At 34.9% G+C, this 22,056-nt stretch carries 17 protein-coding genes; 10 read left to right on the plus strand and 7 right to left on the minus strand.

Translation table 11 applies throughout. From position 1 onward, the window contains the following. Nucleotides 1-614: 614 nt before the first annotated feature. Complete coding sequence (gene murB / locus DNU06_RS04240; RefSeq protein ID WP_111061985.1) at nt 615-1,628, plus strand: UDP-N-acetylmuramate dehydrogenase; 1,014 nt, start codon at nt 615-617, stop codon at nt 1,626-1,628. Between the two features lie 104 nt (nt 1,629-1,732). Further along, on the plus strand, nt 1,733-2,059 hold the full coding sequence (locus DNU06_RS04245; protein ID WP_111061986.1) for a DMT family transporter: 327 nt from the start codon (nt 1,733-1,735) through the stop codon (nt 2,057-2,059). 320 nt (nt 2,060-2,379) lie between these two features. Here DNU06_RS04245 and DNU06_RS04250 read toward each other — a convergent pair whose 3' ends face one another. After that, nucleotides 2,380-2,790: a response regulator gene (locus DNU06_RS04250; protein WP_111061987.1), complete on the minus strand. Its 411-nt coding sequence runs from the start codon at nt 2,788-2,790 to the stop codon at nt 2,380-2,382. Nucleotides 2,791-2,897: 107 nt separating this feature from the next. Between DNU06_RS04250 and DNU06_RS04255 the strand changes: the two genes are divergently transcribed. After that, nucleotides 2,898-5,147: a PAS domain-containing sensor histidine kinase gene (locus tag DNU06_RS04255; protein WP_111061988.1), complete on the plus strand. Its 2,250-nt coding sequence runs from the start codon at nt 2,898-2,900 to the stop codon at nt 5,145-5,147. 63 nt (nt 5,148-5,210) lie between these two features. On the opposite strand, the gene DNU06_RS04260 is transcribed toward DNU06_RS04255, so the two are convergent. Together DNU06_RS04260 and DNU06_RS04265 are read right to left on the minus strand one after the other, a co-directional pair. Beyond that, a complete protein-coding gene (locus DNU06_RS04260; protein WP_111061989.1) occupies nt 5,211-7,616 on the minus strand; it encodes a TonB-dependent receptor plug domain-containing protein in 2,406 nt (801 codons plus the stop codon). 60 nt (nt 7,617-7,676) lie between these two features. Then, on the minus strand, nt 7,677-8,228 hold the full coding sequence (locus DNU06_RS04265) for a hypothetical protein (RefSeq protein ID WP_111061990.1): 552 nt from the start codon (nt 8,226-8,228) through the stop codon (nt 7,677-7,679). 286 nt (nt 8,229-8,514) lie between these two features. Here DNU06_RS04265 and DNU06_RS04270 point away from each other — a divergent pair, with 286 nt between their 5' ends. Next, nucleotides 8,515-10,053 carry a YifB family Mg chelatase-like AAA ATPase gene (locus DNU06_RS04270; RefSeq protein ID WP_111061991.1) on the plus strand — a complete coding sequence of 513 codons (1,539 nt, stop codon included), beginning with the start codon at nt 8,515-8,517 and terminating at the stop codon, nt 10,051-10,053. A gap of 4 nt (nt 10,054-10,057) precedes the next feature. Here the strand turns inward: DNU06_RS04270 and DNU06_RS04275 are convergent, their stop codons facing one another. After that, on the minus strand, nt 10,058-11,029 hold the full coding sequence (locus tag DNU06_RS04275; RefSeq protein ID WP_158526810.1) for a PorP/SprF family type IX secretion system membrane protein: 972 nt from the start codon (nt 11,027-11,029) through the stop codon (nt 10,058-10,060). Between the two features lie 18 nt (nt 11,030-11,047). After that, nucleotides 11,048-16,015: a PKD domain-containing protein gene (locus tag DNU06_RS04280; RefSeq protein WP_111061993.1), complete on the minus strand. Its 4,968-nt coding sequence runs from the start codon at nt 16,013-16,015 to the stop codon at nt 11,048-11,050. A gap of 536 nt (nt 16,016-16,551) precedes the next feature. Here DNU06_RS04280 and DNU06_RS04285 point away from each other — a divergent pair. Beyond that, a complete protein-coding gene (locus tag DNU06_RS04285) occupies nt 16,552-17,355 on the plus strand; it encodes a universal stress protein (protein WP_111061994.1) in 804 nt (267 codons plus the stop codon). Nucleotides 17,356-17,428: 73 nt separating this feature from the next. Here DNU06_RS04285 and dnaJ read toward each other — a convergent pair whose 3' ends face one another. Continuing rightward, nucleotides 17,429-18,553, minus strand: coding sequence for a molecular chaperone DnaJ (gene dnaJ, locus DNU06_RS04290; protein WP_111061995.1), 1,125 nt, complete (start codon nt 18,551-18,553; stop codon nt 17,429-17,431). Between the two features lie 14 nt (nt 18,554-18,567). Then, nucleotides 18,568-19,107, minus strand: coding sequence for a nucleotide exchange factor GrpE (locus DNU06_RS04295; protein ID WP_111061996.1), 540 nt, complete (start codon nt 19,105-19,107; stop codon nt 18,568-18,570). Nucleotides 19,108-19,293: 186 nt separating this feature from the next. Here DNU06_RS04295 and DNU06_RS04305 point away from each other — a divergent pair, with 186 nt between their 5' ends. The 5 genes from DNU06_RS04305 (at nt 19,294) to DNU06_RS04325 (ending at nt 22,020) form a co-directional block, all read left to right on the plus strand. Next, entirely contained in the window at nt 19,294-19,881 is a 588-nt protein-coding gene (locus tag DNU06_RS04305) for a nitroreductase family protein (RefSeq protein WP_111061998.1), read from the plus strand. Continuing rightward, nucleotides 19,866-20,219 (plus strand): hypothetical protein, encoded by a 354-nt coding sequence (locus tag DNU06_RS04310; RefSeq protein WP_146239143.1) that lies wholly within the window; start codon nt 19,866-19,868, stop codon nt 20,217-20,219. Before DNU06_RS04305 ends, DNU06_RS04310 begins: the two co-directional genes overlap by 16 nt. A 66-nt stretch (nt 20,220-20,285) precedes the next feature. Next, entirely contained in the window at nt 20,286-21,011 is a 726-nt protein-coding gene (locus DNU06_RS04315) for a PorT family protein (RefSeq protein WP_146239144.1), read from the plus strand. Between the two features lie 74 nt (nt 21,012-21,085). Further along, entirely contained in the window at nt 21,086-21,730 is a 645-nt protein-coding gene (locus tag DNU06_RS04320) for a hypothetical protein (protein ID WP_111062001.1), read from the plus strand. Next, nucleotides 21,727-22,020 carry a winged helix-turn-helix domain-containing protein gene (locus tag DNU06_RS04325; RefSeq protein ID WP_111062002.1) on the plus strand — a complete coding sequence of 98 codons (294 nt, stop codon included), beginning with the start codon at nt 21,727-21,729 and terminating at the stop codon, nt 22,018-22,020. Before DNU06_RS04320 ends, DNU06_RS04325 begins: the two co-directional genes overlap by 4 nt. The last annotated feature ends 36 nt before the right edge of the window (nt 22,021-22,056 follow it).

The following is a 22,056-nucleotide window of genomic DNA, read 5'->3' on the forward strand; positions in this document are numbered from 1 at the left end:
CACTTAATGGATCGATATTTTTTTTCTAGCCCTGGGATTTAATTAAATACCGACCTGTAAATTAAGCGGAAGCACTATACCTTTTTCTTCCTTTGAGGTCGTTCTAAAAGACTCATTTCCTATCCTATTCTTTTCCTGTGAATTAGTTTTACTTGTATAAGTATATTAATAATAGCTTACTTTAGCTGTGTTAATTTAGCCGATATTGATCCCAGGTCCAATCCGTAAATAACTCAGTTATATTTTTTATTAAATGACCAATTTGCACCGACATTAATTACGTTTGCCACCTAATTAAAGTCTTGGTGAGGATACACTGCACTGACTTTATAAAAACAGCAATTATAGTATCATTAGTTTGCGAAGAAACTTGGTATTGGGTAATGGTATCCAAGTAATAATAAGCTTTCGTATTCCCCGAATAAATGGCCATATTAAATTAGGAGCATAATTGAAATGGAAAACTAGGGCTTGGCTTCTATTTTTTAATGCCTAGAGCAAAAGCTGAACAGGACAAGAAATGGTGTGTTATGATAATGGGACCTATTAAATAATATTTAAAAATAAAATGACATCTAGGTCCGAAATATTGTATTGTATATTAATTTTACGGTATGATTCAAGAAAATGTAAATATACAAGCCTATAATACTTTCGGTGTGGATTGTACCGCAAAATATTTCGCCCGATTTAGAAGTATTAAAGACTTACAAGATATATTGGCAGATCCAATTATAAAATCACAAGAAATTTTAGTTTTAGGTGGCGGCAGCAACCTTTTGTTTACTAAAGATTTTGAAGGTATTGTATTGAAAAATGAATTGATTGGAATTTACAAAGTAAAAGAAGACAAAGACCATGTTTGGGTAGAAGCCATGGCGGGAGAAGAATGGCATAACTTAGTATTGTTTGCCATTGACAATGATTTTGGAGGAATAGAAAACCTTTCATTAATACCTGGTAGTGTTGGTGCTGCCCCTATGCAAAACATTGGTGCTTATGGGGTAGAAATAAAAGACGTTTTCCATGAATTAGAAGCCATTCATATAGAGACTGGTGAAATGGTTAGGTTTACTAAAAAGCGTTGTAAATTCGGTTATAGAGAGAGTATTTTTAAGCATATACTAAAAGGACAATACATCATTACTTCTGTAACATTAAAACTGACTAAAAATCACGATACAAATACGACATACGGTGCTATTGAAAAGCAACTTTGGGAAAATAATGTAAAAGACCCTACGATAAAACACATAAGTGATACGGTAATTGACATCCGAAAGTCAAAACTACCTGATCCGGCATTGATAGGTAACTCAGGCAGCTTTTTTAAAAACCCAGTAATTTCACTATCCAAATTTGAAAAGCTGCTAGAAAAATATCCTGATATTGCACATTACAAATTACCTAACCAGCAAATAAAATTGGCTGCAGGATGGTTAATTGAGCAAGCTGGTTGGAAAGGCAAGACTTTTGAAAATTATGGTGTGCATAAAAACCAAGCTTTGGTATTGGTAAATTATGGCGGCGCTGAAGGCAAAGATATTTACAACCTATCGGAGGAAATTTTAAAGGATATTAAAGCAAAATTTAATATTGTTTTAGAAAGGGAAGTCAATATATATTAATCCGTATTTCTCTAATCGACATAAAAATGCAATTTATTACACGCATGTTAAGTATATATTCACTTATCATTTGAACAATTTTTCGAAATTTAAATTACAAAAAAATGAATTGGTTATTATTAATTTTAGGAGGACTATTTGAAGTTGGATTTACCTTCTGTTTAGGAAAAGCAAAATTAAGTCATGCTAACACCACTTATTTTTGGTACACAGGTTTTATAATCAGTTTATTTTTGAGTATGTATTTGCTAATAAAAGCAACCGCGGTGCTTCCACTCGGTACTGCGTATGCGGTATGGACAGGCATAGGTGCGGTAGGTACTGTACTCATGGGAATAATCTTTTTTCAAGAGCCTGTTGACTTTTGGCGACTCTTTTTTATTTTCACACTTATAGTATCTATTATAGGTTTAAAATTTGTTTCTACCTAAAATAAAATAGGCATCACGTTTACTAATGGTTCATTAAATTTAATCGCATCAAAAAGTAAGCATATTTATATTAGGGGAATTTACAAAACTTATAATTTGATAAATCATTGGCTTACCTATTTCTTCTTTAGGACACCTACGCTATCTCTATTGCAAGTAGGATTTAATGGACATTTTAATTTATCTATACAAATTCCATAAATCACTAAAAAAGGGATTAGCAAGCTACTTAAAACTGAACTTTAAGAGGATAAATACAAATGTAAGGATGAATTAAAGATTATTTAATGATCTAAAAACAACCAAGTAAATACGTCAAATTAGGAGAGCAAGTGTTTATTCACCTTTTCAAGGAATACTTCTTCTTCCAGAGGCTTTACAATAAATTCAGTTGCAAGTCTTTGTTTATCAAAGTTTTCCCTATCTCGTCTTTCAATGGAATTACTAAGAATAAAAATAGTGGGAGAAAAATCATCATCCATCATTTCTTCAATCTCATCAATAAATTCAAATCCATCAATGATAGGCATACTTACATCTAATAAAATTAAATCAGGTAAATCATTTTTATTTCCTTTATCTAAAATAAAGTCCATGGCTGTTTTCGAATCATTATAGAGTGTAATCGTATCAAATAGATTAGTTTTCCTTAATACTTTTTCAATTAAAAATGAGTCTACATCTGAATCATCAATTACAAAAACAGAAAGGCTCATATTGTCATCTTGCATACGGGGTTAATTAGGGTATAACCCAAATATAATAATTAAATGTAAAACAATTCAAATTTATTAAAAAAGTTTCATAATTGTTTATTTTTGACTACATTTAGAACGAGATGATGGATGAAAAAAATTTCAAGAAATTTATCAATCAGGAATTAGATTTAATTCATGATAAGTCTTTTTTTGATGGCATTTGGATTTTAGATTTATTGGAACAAAAAGTAATCCACATATCTAATGAATTCTGGTCTTTGTTAGGATTCGAGCCAGACCAAATTGATTTAGATGCCATTATTTCAAAAAATTTAATCCGCCAATTGAATCCTTTTGATCTTGTGGAGACAGCTGTTAAAAGTGGCAAGACTGTTTTTAGGTCAAACAAAATATTTACCCACATCAATGGGCACGAAAAATTATTGATGATAAAAGGTTTACTTACACCAAAAAGTAACGGGGTAAATAAAAAAGCCATTTTATTTTTTGGTGATTTTACTAATTTTGAACTGGATAAAAAATTAAAAATAAGAAGTAATCATTTTGATCAAATAATTGAAGGTACAGACTTGTGTACTTGGGAATGGAATATACCTTCAAAAGAGGTATTGACTAATAATAACTGGGCTGGTTTGGTTGGTTACCCTATGGAAGATTTAAAAAACATAGATATTAATTTTTGGCTCAATTTAATACACCCTGCAGATAAAGACATTACATTAAATAAATTATTCGATCATATTCGTAACAAGACAAAAAGTTATGAAGCTGAAGTTCGCTTAAAGCATAAAGATGGGCATTGGGTTTGGACTTTGACCAAAGGAAAAGTAATTACCCGTAAAAAAAATGGCAAGGCGATTTTAATGATTGGCTATCACCAGGATATTTCAGAGACAAAGAAAATTGGCAATACATTGAACAGAACCAATGAGTTATTTGAAGACACCATGGATGTCGCCCAAATTGGCAGTTGGGAAGTAGATTTAATGGCTCAAAAACTTTCTTGGAGTAAAGTGACTAAACAAATTTTTGAAGTCGAGTCGGATTATCTGCCAACTTATGACAAAGGTTTAAATTTTTTTCAAAAAGGAATTGAGCAAGAAAAAATATCGAATACCATTAAAAACACGGTAGAAACAGGTGAAAAGTTTGATATTGAATTAAAGTTCAATACGGCCAAAGACAATTCTAAATGGATTAGAATTATTGGTCAAGCTGAGATGGAAGCGAAAGAAATCACTAGCTTAAAAGGCATTGTCCAAGATATTAGTAGTAACAGAAAAGAAATTGAAGAGTTACAGAAAAATTACAGACAAATAAAACTTTTTATTGAACAAGCACCTTCCGCCATTGCTATGTTTGACAAGAATTTAAATTACATCACAGCTTCCGAACAGTGGTATATAGACTACGGAATTGAAGGTCGCGAAATAATTGGAAAGTCTCATTTTGATATTTTTCCACACATTGATAAAAGCTGGAGTGAAATTTACAAAAGCTGTTTAGACGGAGCTAATTTAAAGTCGGATGAAGAAGAGTTTACAAGGCTTGATGGTAAAAAGCAATGGCTAAAATGGGAAATTAAGCCATGGAAGAATACTAACAATGAAATTGAAGGACTGATCATGTATTCTTCGGACATTACCTCTTTGAAATCCTCTCGAACGGAAACAGAATCACTCATGCAACAATTACTTGACCAAAATGATAGGTTAATGAATTTTTCCCATATAGTATCACATAATTTAAGGTCCCATACTGTTAATTTGAATTCACTTTTAAAAATGATGAAAGGGGAGTTTAGTGAAGTCAATAATTCACCATATTTTCAAATGTTTGAAAAGGCATGCAATAATATTTCAGACACTATCAGTCACCTACGAGAAGTTGCCTCCATGAATTCAAATACTGACGAAGGCATGATGGCTTTAGACTTGAATGAATATATTGAAAAATCTATCACAGCCGTCAAAGCTAAAAGCATTGAAGTGGAAGGAGAAATTATCAATGACATCAAGGCGAAAGTTCAAATTAACGCTATTCCAGCCTATTTAGATAGTATTATATTAAATCTTTTAACGAATTCTATTAAATATCGTCAATTAGAGCAGCGTGTAGTCATAAATATTGGTCTTGAAACAACAGATGAATACACCATTTTATCGATAAAGGATAACGGTCTAGGTATTGATTTAGAAAAGTATGGCAGCAAACTCTTTGGTATGTATAAAGTGTTCCACCATCATAAAGATTCTAGGGGAATAGGTCTTTTTATTACAAAAAGTCAAATAGAAGCCATGAAAGGCCTAATTACTGTAGAAAGTACACCTTTACAAGGCAGTACTTTTAAAGTCCATTTTAGAAATTAGCTTTCTTATTCACCTATAAATAGTCCCAGCAACCAGGTAAGTCACTGGGACATGATTTATACTTTAAAAAGTCACTTTAATACCAAGAATAAAGTTTCTTCCAGCTGCCGTAATCCCAGAAGAAAACGGTCGATATCTCTGGTCAGTAATATTTTCAAGACCAGCATTTATCGTAAACCGATCATCAAAGGCATACATTGCTTTAAAATTGAGGGTATACCAAGCAGGGGCATACGGGTTTCCATTGCTATCTTTAGCATATAAATAATCTTTAGCTTGTTCACTAATTGGCAGGTTTTCGTATGATTTTTCCGCCATGTATTCGCTATAAATTTGTAAACTCAAGTCGCCTCTTTTCAAATTCAACCTGGTCAAACCAAAAGTAGGTGCTGCATGTCTTGAAGGACTCACACTACCGTCATCCAATTCTTCTTCTCCAATTTGGTAATTAATTTTTGACTGTAAACTAAAACCAGACCCCAGCATTAATTCTACGCTAAATTGAAAACCATACACACTGGCAAAAGCTGCATTTTGGATTGCTTGTACTTTACTAAGCTCTCCCGCATACATGATACTGTCTAAACCACCTAAAGTATAATCTCTTCTCACCATAGCATTGGTTAGGTAAGTATAAAACCCTGTCAAGTCGACTTTTAAAAAGCTACCAAAAACTTTGGTAATATTCACATCAGCATTATAGGCATACTCTGCGCTTAAATTAGAGTTTGGTACCACTACCGCGCCAGGTTCCGAATCGAAAACCTTTCCAATATCGTCCACATTAGGGGCTCTAAACCCAGTAGATAAATTGGCACTCAACACCAACTTGTGATTGGCTTTATAAACCATCCCCGCACTTCCTGTTAATGCACCATTTTGCGTGTTTGTTTCTGTAAATGGAATGGGATAAAAACTTGTATCAAAGGTCGCATTTACGTCAAAATAACTGTACCTAATTCCACCTTGAAACAAAAGTTTTTCATTTAAATAGAATTGGTTATTGATGTAAGCACCAATAGAAGTCCAAGTAGCTTGTGGATATCGCGCCGGTCCAATTGTAGATACCTGCGTAGAAATATCAGTTAAAACACCGGAAGAGGAAACTTGATTTAAGATATATTCAGCACCATAAAATAATTGGTTTCTTTTTCCAAGTGATTTATTGAAATCAATATTTCCAGAATAGGCATACACCTCTTCCAGATTAATCTCTCTTTCCACGGCATTAAAATTTCTAGAAATTCTACTCTCTTGAAAATATTGTTGCGCCACCCGCATATTCATTTGATCATATAATTTATTATTGCCTTGGTGCACAATATTTAAATTATTCATTTGCCAAATCTGCGGACCATAATTCCATTCACCGTATCGAGGCAATCCATCTTTAAGCTGAATATGTCTATCGTAACGGGCATATTCCGAACTTTCAGCATAATGCATACCTAATTCAAAGTCCCATTTTTTACTGGGTTTAAATCTAATTTTTTGCATTAGGTTTATTTGATTGTAACCAGAAGGGGTTTGTACTTTTGGGTCTTCATTATTTACCATTACATCTACTTCTCCAATTCTTTGCACATAAAAAGGTCTTAAATAATCCTCAGGCCCATAGCTACCCATTTTTTGATCGCCATATTGCGTAGAAGAGATACTAGTTACAGCGGCCCATTTTTTCCAAGCCAAGTTCAAGTCAAAGTGACCTGTTTTTTCTTGATTTGCGGTAGAAACGCGAGAAAGTGCCGTACCAGACACTTCAAAATCATCATGTAAGGCCAATTTCGGCATTAGCGTTTGAAAACTCATCACGCCACCAATCGCGTCACTTCCATAGATTACAGAACCCGGACCAAACAAAATTTCCGTATGGGCTATTGCAAAAGGGTCTAATGAAATTACATTTTGAATATTTCCACTTCTAAAAATAGCAGTATTCATTCTTACCCCGTCCACACTATACAGTAATCGATTAGTGGAAAAACCTCTAATCATAGGACTACCACCACCCAACTGACTTTTTTGAATAAATACGTCTCCAGAACTGCCCAAAAGATCAGCTGCAGTTTGGGGTGCAGCAAGTTTTGCTTCCCTTGGTGAAATACTCGTCACTTTAAATGGAATATCTCTTACATTCTGATGCCATCTGGAAGAAGAAACGACTACTTCATCCGAAGAAAAAGCAAGATCTTTCATCAAAACTTGAAAGTGTAATGACTTCAAACTATCGTAGCTACATACCATGCGCTCGTAGCCTAATAAAATTAATTCAATTTTAGCAGCTCCTATATAGCTAGAAATATCCGCCTCCCCTATTTTGTTTGTACTTGTAAATTCATTAGGGTTACTTTTAATAATGGCAACTTGTGATAAAGGACTTCCAGTTGCGCTGTCCTTAATGGTAATAATTTGGGCGTTCACTATACTGGTTAAACCCAACCACCACATCAATAAAATTGTTTTTTTCATATAATTTTTAAAAATTCGTACTCACAAGCACACTACTTCGCGTGCTTCTATTTTTAAAAATTAGGCATTGGGTGGCGGAGGAGCTGGTCCTAAAATATGATAATTATAAAAACTTTTTATAAAAAATACATTTGCAGTACAAACGGAGTCCCGACAATGAACAGCACTCCCCATTTTGTTTTTAATAAAATAATCTAGTTTGAGGTTATTTTTCTTCTGCTTTTGCTTTTGTTCTTCATCATCTACATCATAAATTAATTTACCGATAAACTTATACCATCTTCTATTTAATTTAGATTCTTTAGTATCATGAAAACAAGTGTATTGAACAGAATCTTTAATTATTTGACTAGCAACAATATCATACATTTCGCCTAAATACTCAAATTCATGTGCGTGTTTCCAGTTGAGTTTCTCTTGGCTATCTGCTTTAGAAAAAGTAAAAGTAATGAGTGCTTCCGGTGCGAATCCTTGTTGAATTTTTTCTAAGACACTCGATTTAATACTAGTCCTTTCTAGAGTGTACCAAGCACAAAACCCTAAAATAAACAACAATGGAAGCAATACGAAGAACCGTATAAAACCATTTTTATGTTGTCGAATAAACTGCATAAATCACTTTTTCTAGAAATCCAAAAATAGTGAAATAATACCAGTAAACACGAGAATATAGACGGTAACCTGAAACTAACCAATTGATTATTTATTAATCTTTATTTGATTAGATTTTAACCATTTGTAGTTCAACGCATTACATGAAACTATTTAAATTATTGTAATATAGTACATTAAGTTTAACATATTTTATTTAACTTTATTACAAACAACACTTATCAAATAGCTATTCAGTCAATTTAATTTACCTTACAAATACTATTTGATACTAAAACTAAAGATTATGTTAGCGAAGACATTTGGAAGCGCCGTTTACGGTATTGAAGCAATTCCCATTACCGTTGAAACCAATATTGGGAGAGGAATTAATTTTTATTTAGTCGGCTTACCTGACAACGCAGTAAAGGAGAGTCACCAAAGAATAAAGGCGGCTTTTGCCAACAATGGTTTTAAATTTCCAGGCAAAGAAATTACAATTAATATGGCACCAGCCGACATTAGAAAAGAGGGTTCTGCCTATGATTTAACTATTGCAATAGGCATTTTAGCAGCGAGTGGACAAATTAGCGCCACAACCATCAAAGATTATATCATTATGGGAGAGCTTTCTTTAGATGGTGGTTTAAGAGGGATTAAAGGTGCCTTACCCATTGCAATTCGGGCAAAGGAAAACAAATATAAAGGAGTAATACTACCAAAACAGAATGCACAAGAGGCCGCCATAGTAAATGGCATTGAAGTAATAGGCGTTGAAAACCTACAGGATTTAGTAATGCATTTCAATGGAGAAAGTATTATTATGCCCGAGGTATTAAAAATAACAGACCAGCAATTAAAAAATCAATGGGATTATTCGGTTGATTTTTCGGATGTAAAAGGGCAAGAAAATGTGAAACGGGCTATGGAGATTGCAGCAAGTGGTGGACACAACATTTTATTGGTCGGACCGCCAGGTTCTGGCAAAACTATGCTAGCAAAAAGAATCTCCACTATTCTACCACCCCTTTCTTTAAATGAAGCTATTGAGACCACCAAAATTCATTCTGTGGCAGGACTAGTCAGCGCCAACAGTGGCATTGTGACTACTCGTCCATTTAGAAGTCCCCACCATACCATTTCAGACGTGGCCTTAGTTGGCGGAGGCTCAAACCCTAAACCTGGTGAAATCTCTTTGGCGCACAACGGCATATTATTTCTAGATGAATTACCAGAATACAAAAGACAAGTATTGGAGGTAATGCGTCAACCTTTAGAGGATAGAGTTGTGACCATATCTCGTGCAAAAATGAGTGTGGAATATCCGGCTGGTTTCATGTTAGTAGCCTCTATGAATCCTTCACCAAGTGGCAATTTTTATGATCCAGACGACCCGAATTCAGACCCCGAATATGTTGTAAAAAGATATTTAAATCGCATCTCCGGTCCATTGATGGATAGAATTGACTTACACATTGAAGTCCCAGCAGTAAGATTTGATGAATTAACACAAAAGGAAAAAGGGGAATCTAGCGCAGACATTCGGGAAAGAGTAATTGCCGCTAGAGATTTACAATCTAACCGTTTTAAGGAGTTAAATGGCATTTATTACAATGCCCAAATGACAGCCAAAATGATTGAAAAGTATTGTCAAATAGACGACAATGGTAATCGATTATTGAAGCTTGCTATGGACAAGATGGGCTTATCGGCCCGTTCTTACGCTCGGATTTTAAAAGTAGCCCGTACCATTGCAGATCTTGCAGGTTCAGAAAGTATTTTATCGGCACATATAGCCGAAGCAATACAATACAGAACTTTAGACCGCAATGGTATGTTAGCTTAGTTTTTTAAAATGAGCGAGGCGAAAATTGGATTGAAAACTCCAATGCCCCTTTGTTATTATTAAATTCTTTAATTCCTGAAGTAGTAATATCGTAAGTAGTTACAAAAGTCATGTTTTTATATTCCACACCAAAGCCAGCTACAAAAGCATCTTTAACACGGTAATATAAAAGACCTTTTATGGTCGTATTTGTTGCTACATCTACTCGGTAATTAAAGTCAGATCCAAAGTAATACTCACTTGCGCTACCTTGCCATTGATTTCTCATTTTAACTTCCATATTAAACTCTTCTGTATATTTAATATAAACCCCACCATGTAAAACAAACCTTCTTGGTAATCTAGCCGCTTTTTCATCTGTAGATTCCAAAAATTCTTGTTTAGGGCTACTGATATGAAACACAGAAAAACCACCATAAGGTTTCACATTTGAGAAGCCCCCTTTTCCATAATATTTATAGTAAACACCAAAGTTAAATTCGGGAACAAACTTACTTAATTTAACCAAGTTTTCTTGACTTGAAATATCCGGATTAAACCCACCACTTTGGTATTGGTTGTTAAAAGTCAAGTCTCTATCATTAATATTATTATTGATAAAGCCAGCTTGTAAACCAGTGGTGATGATGTATTTTTTATTCGACAATTTGGTTACTGTATAAGCACCAGATAGAACCAAGTTAAATTCATTATAAACTTTAGCTCCATCAAAATTTGAAATATAGCCACCCACGCCCCATCTTCTATTAATCGGCATTTCGTAGCTCATATTAAAATTGGAAAAAGGTTTATTTGCTAACGCTCTCCATTGGTTTCGATACAATACACTTGACTTGTAACTTCTTTTCTTAAATTTCCCGGTCATTGCAGGGTTTAAACTCACAGGGGAGACATCAAATTGAGAAAAATGATAATCTTGAGCCATTCCAACATTCAGGAAGAAAAAGCTAATCATTACAGTATATATATTTTTCATATTTATCATTTTTAGGGATTATTTAAGGATTGAAATACTACCAGAGAAACTATACACCTCACCTGCTTCCATTTCGGCATAAACAGTATATACATAATCTCCAGGAGGCATTAATTTACCTTTCCAAGTTCCATCCCATCCTAAGTCCTGGGTGTTAGACTCAAACAACAAGTTACCCCAGTTGTTATACACTTTTAAATTAACTGTTTTAAATGGGCCACCACGTACTAGTAACTCATCATTCTCTTGATCACCATTCGGTGAAAAACCAGACGGCACAGCTGGCGGGAACACACCATTTTCGTTTACATTAACTGTTTTCATTATCGTATCAGAACAACCCAATGCGTTAATAACAATTTGAGTTACAGCATAGGCACCTACACTGTTATAAGTATAAGTCGGATTTTGTAGTGTACTGGTATCATTAAATGCGCCAAAGTTCCAATCAAACTTCACTGCATCTATAGAAAAGTCAGTAAAAGTAACTAATTCACCAATTAAAGGTTCAGCAGGTAAGAAGTCAAACCCAGCAGTTGGTCCATTTTCTACTTCAACAGATTGCGTCAAACTATATTCACAGCCTAAAGAAGAAGTTACTTTTAATTTCACATCATAGATACCAGCAGCATCATAAATATGGATTGGATTTTGTGAAGCGGAAGAATCAGCATCTCCAAACTCCCAGGCCCAATTTGCTATCGCACCAGTCATTATTAAAGTAGTATCGTTCAATTGCATTGGATTTCCATTACAAGCTGCTGAATTTGTAAATCCAACACTTAAAGGAACCACCACATTTACTAGAAGTGTATCTGCGGATTCGGCACAATAAGTAGCACCAGAAGTCATGAATGACAATTCAAAACTACCAGCTACGATATCAAAAGCACTTGGTAAGATATCCGTTCCGGCATCTACAACTGGCATTGGTGTTATAGTAACGGTAAACATATCATTACCTGCGTTACAACTATTTGCTGTTAGAATAATGTCCACAGTACCATTTGCAATATCGAAGGCACTAGGAATATAAGTTGCATTTAAAGTAGAATCATTTGGAGTAAAGACACCTGTACCAGTTGTTGACCAGTAACCATCTACTGCTCCACCAGTAATAACCCCATTTAAAGAAACATTTGAATTATTACCACAAACAGTTAAGTCTGCACCTGCAGCAGCAAAACCTGCTGGTAAAATCGTCACCGTCATGTCATCACTAACAGGTAAACAATTGGCATTATTAGTAGAAGTTAAAGTTAAGACAAAAACCCCACTTAATGAATCTGCAGTACTTGGTATATAAGTAGCATTTAAACTTGTATTATTAGGAGAGAAAGAACCTGTACCACTAGTTGACCATGTTCCAGTATTTGTAATCCCTGCAATAGAGCCAGATAAACTAACTAATAAATTATCTACACAAATTGTCTGGTCACTTCCAGCATTTACAATTGGATTTGGATTAATAATTACCAGTACACTATCTTTTTCCACATTACAATTACCTACACCGGTTGTCGTTAAAACTAATTGCACTTGACCAGCAGTAACCTCTCCACTTGAAGGAGTATATACAGCATTTAAATCAGTATTATTTGGAGAATAAGAGCCACTACCGCCACTCCATATTCCTCCTGTTGCGATAGACACAAGACCACTTAAATTTGCTGCAGTATTATTTTCACAAACATTGATATCTAATCCAGCATCTGCAGTTGGTGCAGCTGTAAAGTTAATCGTCATTTGATCATTTTCAGGATTACAAGCACCATTCCCTGTAGAAGTTAGCGTTAATACTAAACTACCGGAAGCAATTTCACTAGTAGTAGGAGAATAAACTGCATTTAAAGCATTGTTACTAGGTGTAAAAACACCTAAACCGCCAGTCCAAGTCCCGCCACTCGCTAGGAGTACACTACCATTCAAACTCACATCCGCGTTATTACCACAAACAGTTTGGTCGACACCAGCATTCACGGTTGGTGAATCCGTTATTACAATATTTACATTATCAGTCCCTGCGCTACAAGCACCATTCCCTGTTGAACTCAAAGTTAAGGTAACCGAGCCAGCAGTAATTTCAGCATTAGTTGGTGTATAAGTCGCATTCAAATCAGAAGCACTAGAAAAGAAAGCACCTGCTCCACCAGACCAAACACCGCCAGTTGCCACTTGAACAGAACCACCTAAGTTAACCGTAGGATTATTTGCACAAGACGTTAAATTTGGACCAGCATTTACAATTGGATTAGGATTAATCGTAATGACCACATCATCAGATTCCGCAATACAATTTCCATTACCGGTTGATTCCAATGTTAAAGTAACCGAGCCAGCAGTAATTTCACCAGCAGTTGGTGTATAAGTAGCTGTTAAACTACTATTAGATGGAGAAAAAGATCCTGCACCACCTAACCAAACGCCACCACCAGCGCCAACAATACTACCTGAAAGGGCTACCCCTGCATTATTTGCACACACTGCTACATCTGTACCAGCATTTACCGTCGGTGCAGCGGTATAATTTAAGATCAAATTATCAGTCACTGTATTACAGTCACCATTTCCAGTGGAAGATAAAGTCAAGGTAATACTACCAGAAGCAATTTCAGAAACTGTAGGTGTATAAATGGTATTCAAATTTGAGTTACTAGGTGCAAACACACCAAGTCCACCGGTCCAAACCCCTCCAGTAGCAATAGTTAAAGAACCATTCAATGTTGCATTGGCATTATTTTCACATAATGTTTGGTCTAACCCTGCATTGATTGTAGGTGCACTAGTAAAAGTAATGGATACATTATCTGAAACTGCATTACAATCACCATTACCAACACTCGTTAAAGTAAGGGTTACATTTCCTAAAGCAATTTCAGCTGGAGTTGCTGTATATACAGCATTTAAAGCATTTGCATTTGGAGAAAAGGTACCTGCTCCACCAGTCCAAAGACCACCAGTAGCAACAGTTACTACACCAGCTAATGTTACATCTGGATTATTTGCACAAGCAGTTTGGTCACCACCAGCATTAACAATCGGTGCATCTGTAAAGCTAATCTGTACCACATCCGATTCAGGGTTACAAGTTCCATTCCCTGTAGATTCCACGGATAAATTAAGTATACCTGCCGTCAATTCAGCAGCGGTTGGATTATAAGTCGTAATTAAAGAAGTATTATTAGGAGAATAAGAACCAGCACCACCGGACCAAATCCCGCCTGCTGCAATGGTTACACTCGCGGATAAATTCACCGCGGCATTATTTTCACAAACTACTAAATCAACACCTGCATCCATAATAGGAGCGGGTGTAATGTTTAATGTTATTTGGTCATCTACAGGAGTACAATTCCCAGTAGAGGTCAAAGTTAAAGTTACAGCACCTGCAGAAATATCACCAGGACTTGGTACGTATTCGGCAGTTAAAGTTGTTGCATCAGGCAAGAATTGTCCAGACCCTGAAGTTGTCCATTCCCCGGTATTAGTACCACCACTAATACTTCCAGCTAGCACAGCTGTATCGTTTGCACAAACAGAAAAATCTACGCCTGGATCCAATAAAATTTCAGCAGCAAATTCAGAAAAGAAGCCGTATCTACAGCCCGTTCCTGCGCCACCATTCACGATAGCTAAAGTAAATACATCCGTTGAATTAGAAATTAAATGAGATTGGTTAACTGGAATTTCCGTTGTGTTAAATTGAATTCGTGCAGCACGCCAAATACCACCAGTACCTGGTACCAATTGAAAATCGGAAGCATTAATAGCCGCTGTACCTGATCCAGTCACTGTAAAGTTCCCTTCACTACCATCTCTAATCATGATATTTAAGAAGAAAGCTTCTGAAGTGGAACGAATAATACTAATTTGTTCAGAACCGGCACAACCTAAAGGAGGTAAAACAGCCTGTCCCTCTTCACAACCAAAACCAGTAACATGAGAAACGTAAGCAGGTTTAGAAGTCTCAATATATACACTATTATCAGTAGAAGTACTTAAGTAATCCATGTCATATCTATATGTTTGACCTGCAAACAAAGTAGTAGTTGGCGTAACACTCCCGTCTATATATACTTTTGTATTATTTTCAGTTGCAAGAATAAAAGCACTCTCGTCACCCGTTGCGTTCAATTGGCCTTTTACGGCAATATACTCAGTACCAACAATACCTACAGGTACGATTTGGTCACCCAGTAAATCATAACAACCACCAGAAGGGTTGTGGTTAGAATCATCTTTAATGGTAATAGCAATATCCTTATTACTAATCACAACAGCACCAGAGGGGTGATTTGCAGGAATGGAAAATGCGGGTGCATTTGTACCTAAGTATGGAAAATACTCCATGGTCTGGTCTGTATTCCCACAAGAATAGGTCTCCCCCATTTGTAAAGTAATGGAATAGGGTGTTAATGCAGGAATACCATCAACATCTACTGGCGAATAGATAGTCACCACTGTATTATCTTCTGTTGCAATAATGTCAAATGAAGCATAAGCTAAATGCGGACTAGCAAAACCATCTTCATTCCAAAAAGCATCATGTTTATGTAGCGGGATATAGAATTCTTGTCCCAATGAAGCCCTTCCTTTTAAGGAAAAAATATCTGCATTATTCGTATTACTTACTTCATAATAAGCGGTAATTGTATCCGTAGATACAATTCTAAGTCCTGTAGAAAGTATAGAATTGGTTGGCGTTGTCTCCAAGTCTGCGACAAAAATCGAAAGATCTTCTTGGTGAGAACTATTTGCCGCCATTGACACTACAATTGGTGTAAACAATGGATTTGCAGGTTGATCTATAGTAACTGTTGCTGCCCCACTAAAAGTCGAGATATTTAAATAAATCGGTACGCCACCAGGAGAAGCGTGCAAATAGGTAACATCAGGTGGCGCAAACCAAAATTCTGTTCCAGACTGCGCATTAGCAAAATTTAAAAAGCATAGCATGCTTAATAAAAGCAGGTAAATTTTTTTCATAGAGTATTTTTTAATTCACAACAAGTTCAATATCCTTAAGAGGCATACGATTTATAATAAAAAAAGGTTCTTCATTTGAAGTTTTTTTTTTATTCAGGAAAAAATTGAATTTGCATTTGTCATCATTTAACAATTCAAATTACGGTATTAAATGTTAAATATTCTAAAAATACTAGTGATATTTATTCCTTTTTTCGACCAATCAAGGAAATTCACCCATTAAACCTTACTGGTTAAGAATAGAACCTTATTATCATTCATTAAGAATATTAGCTACCAAATACTTAACTTAAATACAATCTTTATTTAACCTCAAAATGATGGACATTTACAATAAATTGCTTTCTTTGCAAATTCAAAAAAACCATTCCTTTAAAAGGGGAAATTTTCATCAAAAAAGTGTACCTTTTTAACATAAATAAGCTATTGTATAATAAATATTAACATTTTAATGGGTAATACTTAATTTAAAAAAAAACTTACCCTACTGAAGGTTCTTATTAAAAAATATTATATTTAACCATTAAACAACGACTATGAATTCAAGAAATTTACTTGTTCCCTACGATTTTACGAGTGCTGCGGATGTTGCATTAACCTATGCAATTTCACTTGCAAAAAAATTAAGTGCTGAAATAAACTTAATACACGTTGTAAAGGAAAGTAAAGCGGTAAAGAAATCAAAAACAAAACTTGAAGAAGTGATCCATAAATTGGGTACAGACAATAAAGGCGTATTGATTCACCCTATTGTAAGAATTGGAGATATTTTCAGTGATATTTCTTCCGCTGGAAAAGAGCTGCGTTCTTCTATTGTAATTATGGGTACGCATGGCGCCAAAGGAATGCAACGTGTTTTTGGTAGTTTTGCTATAAAAATCATTACTTCTACACACATTCCATTTATTATCGTTCAAAAAGATTACAAGCCATCAGACTTAGAAAGAATAGTGGTTCCAATTGATGTTTCAAAAGAAAGTTTACAAGTAGAGCAAGTAGTCTCTGCGGTTGCAAAGGAAACTAAATCGGAAGTATTTGTGGTTGCAGAAAACCATCAAGATACTGCGTTAAAAATTAAAGTAGCGGTACATTTCAAAGTAATTACAGAGCAATTTGATTCCGTGGGTGTAAAATACCATACCGAATCGATTAAGCGATTAGCCTCTAAAGAAATTTTAGATTACACCAAAAAAGTAAAAGGGGATTTAATCGGAATAGCTTATCACACAGATAGTATATTACCACAATTTGATAGAATTTTCCAAGACTTAATTACCAATGACGAAAAAATCCCTGTATTGATTATCAATGCAAAAGAGGTAGGGAATTATTTCTTTTAAAGCAATTATAAATTTATATTTCAAAAAAAAGCCCTGACATTTACTGTCAGGGCTTTTTTATAAGCTTGATTTTTTAATGAAATATATCTTTCATTTTATCAAAAAAACCTTTTTCCTTTTTAGACGGTTGCGGTTTAAAGTTTTCTGAGTTTCTTAAAGACTCTAATATATCTTCTTCCGACTTAGATAACTTTTTAGGAGTCCATACATTTATATGTACTAATAAATCACCTTTTCCGTAGCCATTTAGACTAGGAATACCTTTACCTTTTAAGCGTAATAATTTACCACTTTGTGTACCTGGTTCAATTTTAACTTTCGCTTTTCCTTCCACTAGCGGCACATGAATATCTGCACCTATTGCTGCATCAACAAAACTAACATAGGCCTCGTAATGTAAATTTTCAGATTCTCTTTTTAAGTCTGCATCTACTTCTTCTTCGATTACAACCAATAAATCACCAGGAACCCCATTAAAAGGACCAGCATTACCTTTACCTGCAACTTTTAATTGCATTCCTTCTTCTACACCTGCTGGAATACTGATTTCTACAATTTCCTCTTGGCGTTTCAAACCTTGAGCATCTGCACCATTAGGTTTTTTATCAATAAATTTACCAGTACCGTTACAAGTTGGACAAGTAGATTGAGTTTGCATGGCCCCTAACATGGTTTCCATCACTCTCATCACCCTACCTTGACCATTACAAGTAGTACATGTATTAAAGGTTACCCCTTCAGCATTGACTAATTTATTGACTTTAATTTTTTTCGTAACGCCTAAAGCCACATCTTTTAGACTCAATTTAATTTTCACTCTTAAATCTGACCCTTTAATAACTCTACTGCCACCACTTCTTTGGCGACCACCGCCTCCACCGAATGCACCACCAAAAATATCACCGAATTGGCTAAATATGTCATCCATATCCATCCCACCGCCAAATCCGCCGCCGCCGCCAGAAGCACCGCCAACACCTTGGTGACCGAAACGATCATATCTAGCTTTTTTATCAGAATTACTTAGAATTTCATATGCTTCTGCAGCTTCTTTAAAAGACTCTTCAGCAGCTTTGTCATCTGGATTTTTATCTGGATGATATTTTAAAGCAAGCTTCCTATATGCCTTTTTAATTTCTGCATCAGAAGCCGATTTAGAAACCCCTAATACTTCATAATAATCTCTCTTATTGCTCATTCTTTTATTCTCTTTTATTGTCCTACTACAACTTTAGCAAACCTTAATGGTTTTCCTTTTAAATTATAGCCTTTCTCAATTACATCCACTACCTTACCTTTTAAATCTTCAGTTGGTGCTGGAATATTTGTAATTGCTTCGTGAATTTCCGGATCAAATACTTCACCTTTTGCAGGCGCTAATTCTAATCCTTTTGATTTTAACGTACTATCTAATTTATGGTGAATTAATTTGAAACCTTCTTTCAATCCGTCGACATCTTCAGATTTTGCATTGTTTTCAATCGCTCTATCAAAATCATCTAAAATCGGTAACATATCTTTTAATACACTAGAAGAAGCACTACCAATAATATCTGCTTTTTCTTTAATGGATCTTTTCCTGAAGTTATCAAAGTCTGAATACAACCTTAAATACTTATCATTTAACGCATTATATTTCTCTTCGATCGTAGGTTCGGCCTTCTCTTCAACTGCATCTTCCGTTGCCGCGTTCTCATCTCTAACCTCTTGTTCTTCTGTAAAGTCTTCTTTATTTTTATCTTTTCTGCCCATGATTCGTTACATTTATGCTTGGCAGAGACCAAAAACATTGCCAAAACCAGTAAGAGGACAAAGTGGCAGTAACACTTCCTTTGAACCATTATATTGTCAGTCTCCCCTACCAAACTGTCAGCACTTTTCTTCCATTAATATTAAAATTGCAGGAGCAAAAACAATATATTTGCTAAAAATTATCAGATGCGACATAATTTAAGTGAAATTACTGCAGTTTTAAAAGACCGAAGAACTATTTATCCTGAGTTTTATTCTGACCGAAAAATTCACGAGGAACAAATTGAACAGATATTAAACAATGCTATTTGGGCACCCACTCATGGCATGACGCAACCTTGGAGATTCCAAGTCTTTACAGGAGAAGGAAGAAAGAAGCTTGGGAATTTTTTATGTGAAACTTACCAATCGCATGCGCGAGAGATTAACGTTTTAAAATATGATAAACTAAAGAACCGACCATTAATGGCAGGTGCTGTTATAGCGGTTTCAATGGCTAGAGATCCACAAGGAAAAATATTAGAAATTGAAGAAATTGAAGCGGTAGCTTGTGCCATTCAAAATATGCATCTTACCTGTACTGCATGGGGATTAGGTGCTTTTTGGTCGACACCAAAATTTATATACGAACCAGTAATGAATGAGTTTTTGGGATTAGAGGCCGCAGATAAATGTCTTGGATTATTTTACATTGGCTATGTTAAAGAAGATTATGAATGGCCAAAAGGGCAGAGAAAACCAATTGAATACAATACAAAATGGGTAAGAGAATAGGAAATTTTAATTTAGTAAATTATCGAGATCATCCTGGCAATGAAATTTATAAAGTCATGAATTTCAACAGCAAAGAGGAGGCCGATTTATTTGAGTCTAAAATGACTGCTGCTAACTTATGGTTTGAGAAAGATACAGAAGACCACCAAGGTGATATTTTATATCTTTTTGCCGTAAAGAACAGAGAATTTGATTTGGTACAAAAGATTAATTTTGAAGTCAACGCTAAGTTTAGGAAAAATTTTATCCCTAATAAGACTGGGCGCTATGTCCTTGTTGGTTTTTTCTTATTTATTATGTTAATTGCGTTAATTGGTTATTTTAAAACAAATTATTGATTGAATGGCTATGCTCAAATAGTAAAAGGCGCTGTATTCTCCTCTAATTCTATTACATTTACTTACATGAAAAGCATTACTTTAATTGTATTTTTTTTATTCACATTTATCCTTCATTTTAGTGGTTTTTCACAAAAAGGAAAAACATATGTGGGTATTCAATATAAGCCGATTGTACCTAACAAATTTATTGGGGCTTACCAGCAAGCCTATGCAAGAACTGAAACACCTTCCTTTGAAGGAGAGATCGTTCAAAAACTAGGGTACGTAACTGGTGTAACTATTCGGCATGGTATTTCCAAAAATATTAGTATTGAAACTGGGATTAATTATGTAAACCGACGTTTTAACATATCCTATGACGCATTAGATTCTAACTACCAAGGAAATACAGACACGAAGCTCATCAATTATAATATTCCAATAAATGCCTTGGTATACATTCAAATTGGGGACCAATGGTACATGAATGCATCTGGAGGTGCAAACATCAGTTTTTTCCCTACAATAGTTGGGTCCTATGTAAATTTAGGAGATACGAAAAATTACTTTTTCCAAGAAAGCACACCAACCAACTGGTTACAATTTGGCGTCAACGCGAATTATGGTTTTGAATACCGGACAAAAGATGCAGGTGTTTTTTATTTAGGCGCATCCTATTACCTTCCCTTTAGGCCGATAGTTTATTCAAAAATGGTTTGGGTCAACCAATCTGTAAATCGCCATGTTATAGCGCCAATAAATGGTAGTTACTTTACGGTAGATTTAAAGTATTTTATTCCAAACACCTAATTTTAACATTTTTTTGGAAGGCGTTTAATCTGGCACATCTATTAATTATTAACTTTGTATCTCAAAGTGCTTTTATGGAAAAAGAAAAACGATCCCCAATTGAAGATTTAAAGGATATCCGCATTATGATGGAGTCGACCACCAAATTTTTATCATTGAGTGGTTTATCTGGAATAGTAGCAGGGATAATTGCCTTATTGGGTGCATTATTGGCGCAAAATTTAATGCAAAACTTTTTCAATTTAGGCCTTTATCATACCATTAGTGGAAAAATGAATGAAGCTTATCACACCTTGGCCATTTCGCTTTTTTTTACGGCGATAGGCACCTTGGTATTGGCCTTGGGATTTGGATTACTTTTCACCTATTTAAAGGCCAAAAAATTAAACCATCATTTAAATAAACCCATTACCATAAAACTGTTAAAAAGCTTATTTACACCCCTTATTTTTGGTGGTATTTTCATCTTGTTAATGTATCGCCAAGGTGCATTTACTTTAATAGCGCCGGCTACACTTTTATTTTATGGATTGGCCTTATTAAATGCTTCCAAATATTTAAATGTAGAAATCAAATACATGGCCATTTCGGAGTTAATACTGGGCTTATTGGCAGCCTATTTTGTAAACAACAGCTTAATATTTTGGTCTATTGGGTTTGGTATTTTACATATTTTTTACGGCAGCATCATGTACTTTAAATACGATAGAAAAAAGTGAGTAATATAAGCGCATTAAATAAGGCATTTGAGAGTCGTGTGCGCCTTGGTATCATGTCGATACTATTGGTAAACGAATGGGTAGATTACAAAGAAATAAAAGCGAGTTTAGATTTGACGGATGGCAATTTGGCCTCCCACATTACGGGACTTGAAAAGTTTGGATACATTGAGGTTAGAAAGAGATTTATTGGAAAAAAAACAAATACCAGCTACCAAATTACAGCACTCGGAAAACAAGCATTTAATAAACATATTAATGCCTTAGAAAAGCTCATTAATAACCTATAATTTTTTTACATATTTACTTTGAATTTCAAAGCACTT

It is taken from the genome of Putridiphycobacter roseus, assembly GCF_003234935.1.
GTDB lineage: Bacteria > Bacteroidota > Bacteroidia > Flavobacteriales_D > Crocinitomicaceae > Putridiphycobacter > Putridiphycobacter roseus.

What these genes read in the sequence shown, in the direction of transcription:
- murB (WP_111061985.1), top strand. Translation starts at nt 615, where the DNA reads ATGATTCAAGAAAATGTAAATATACAAGCCTATAATACTTTCGGTGTG.
- DNU06_RS04245 (WP_111061986.1), top strand. Translation starts at nt 1,733, where the DNA reads ATGAATTGGTTATTATTAATTTTAGGAGGACTATTTGAAGTTGGATTT.
- DNU06_RS04250 (WP_111061987.1), bottom strand. Translation starts at nt 2,790, where the DNA reads ATGCAAGATGACAATATGAGCCTTTCTGTTTTTGTAATTGATGATTCA.
- DNU06_RS04255 (WP_111061988.1), top strand. Translation starts at nt 2,898, where the DNA reads ATGATGGATGAAAAAAATTTCAAGAAATTTATCAATCAGGAATTAGAT.
- DNU06_RS04260 (WP_111061989.1), bottom strand. Translation starts at nt 7,616, where the DNA reads ATGAAAAAAACAATTTTATTGATGTGGTGGTTGGGTTTAACCAGTATA.
- DNU06_RS04265 (WP_111061990.1), bottom strand. Translation starts at nt 8,228, where the DNA reads ATGCAGTTTATTCGACAACATAAAAATGGTTTTATACGGTTCTTCGTA.
- DNU06_RS04270 (WP_111061991.1), top strand. Translation starts at nt 8,515, where the DNA reads ATGTTAGCGAAGACATTTGGAAGCGCCGTTTACGGTATTGAAGCAATT.
- DNU06_RS04275 (WP_158526810.1), bottom strand. Translation starts at nt 11,029, where the DNA reads ATGAAAAATATATATACTGTAATGATTAGCTTTTTCTTCCTGAATGTT.
- DNU06_RS04280 (WP_111061993.1), bottom strand. Translation starts at nt 16,015, where the DNA reads ATGAAAAAAATTTACCTGCTTTTATTAAGCATGCTATGCTTTTTAAAT.
- DNU06_RS04285 (WP_111061994.1), top strand. Translation starts at nt 16,552, where the DNA reads ATGAATTCAAGAAATTTACTTGTTCCCTACGATTTTACGAGTGCTGCG.
- dnaJ (WP_111061995.1), bottom strand. Translation starts at nt 18,553, where the DNA reads ATGAGCAATAAGAGAGATTATTATGAAGTATTAGGGGTTTCTAAATCG.
- DNU06_RS04295 (WP_111061996.1), bottom strand. Translation starts at nt 19,107, where the DNA reads ATGGGCAGAAAAGATAAAAATAAAGAAGACTTTACAGAAGAACAAGAG.
- DNU06_RS04305 (WP_111061998.1), top strand. Translation starts at nt 19,294, where the DNA reads ATGCGACATAATTTAAGTGAAATTACTGCAGTTTTAAAAGACCGAAGA.
- DNU06_RS04310 (WP_146239143.1), top strand. Translation starts at nt 19,866, where the DNA reads ATGGGTAAGAGAATAGGAAATTTTAATTTAGTAAATTATCGAGATCAT.
- DNU06_RS04315 (WP_146239144.1), top strand. Translation starts at nt 20,286, where the DNA reads ATGAAAAGCATTACTTTAATTGTATTTTTTTTATTCACATTTATCCTT.
- DNU06_RS04320 (WP_111062001.1), top strand. Translation starts at nt 21,086, where the DNA reads ATGGAAAAAGAAAAACGATCCCCAATTGAAGATTTAAAGGATATCCGC.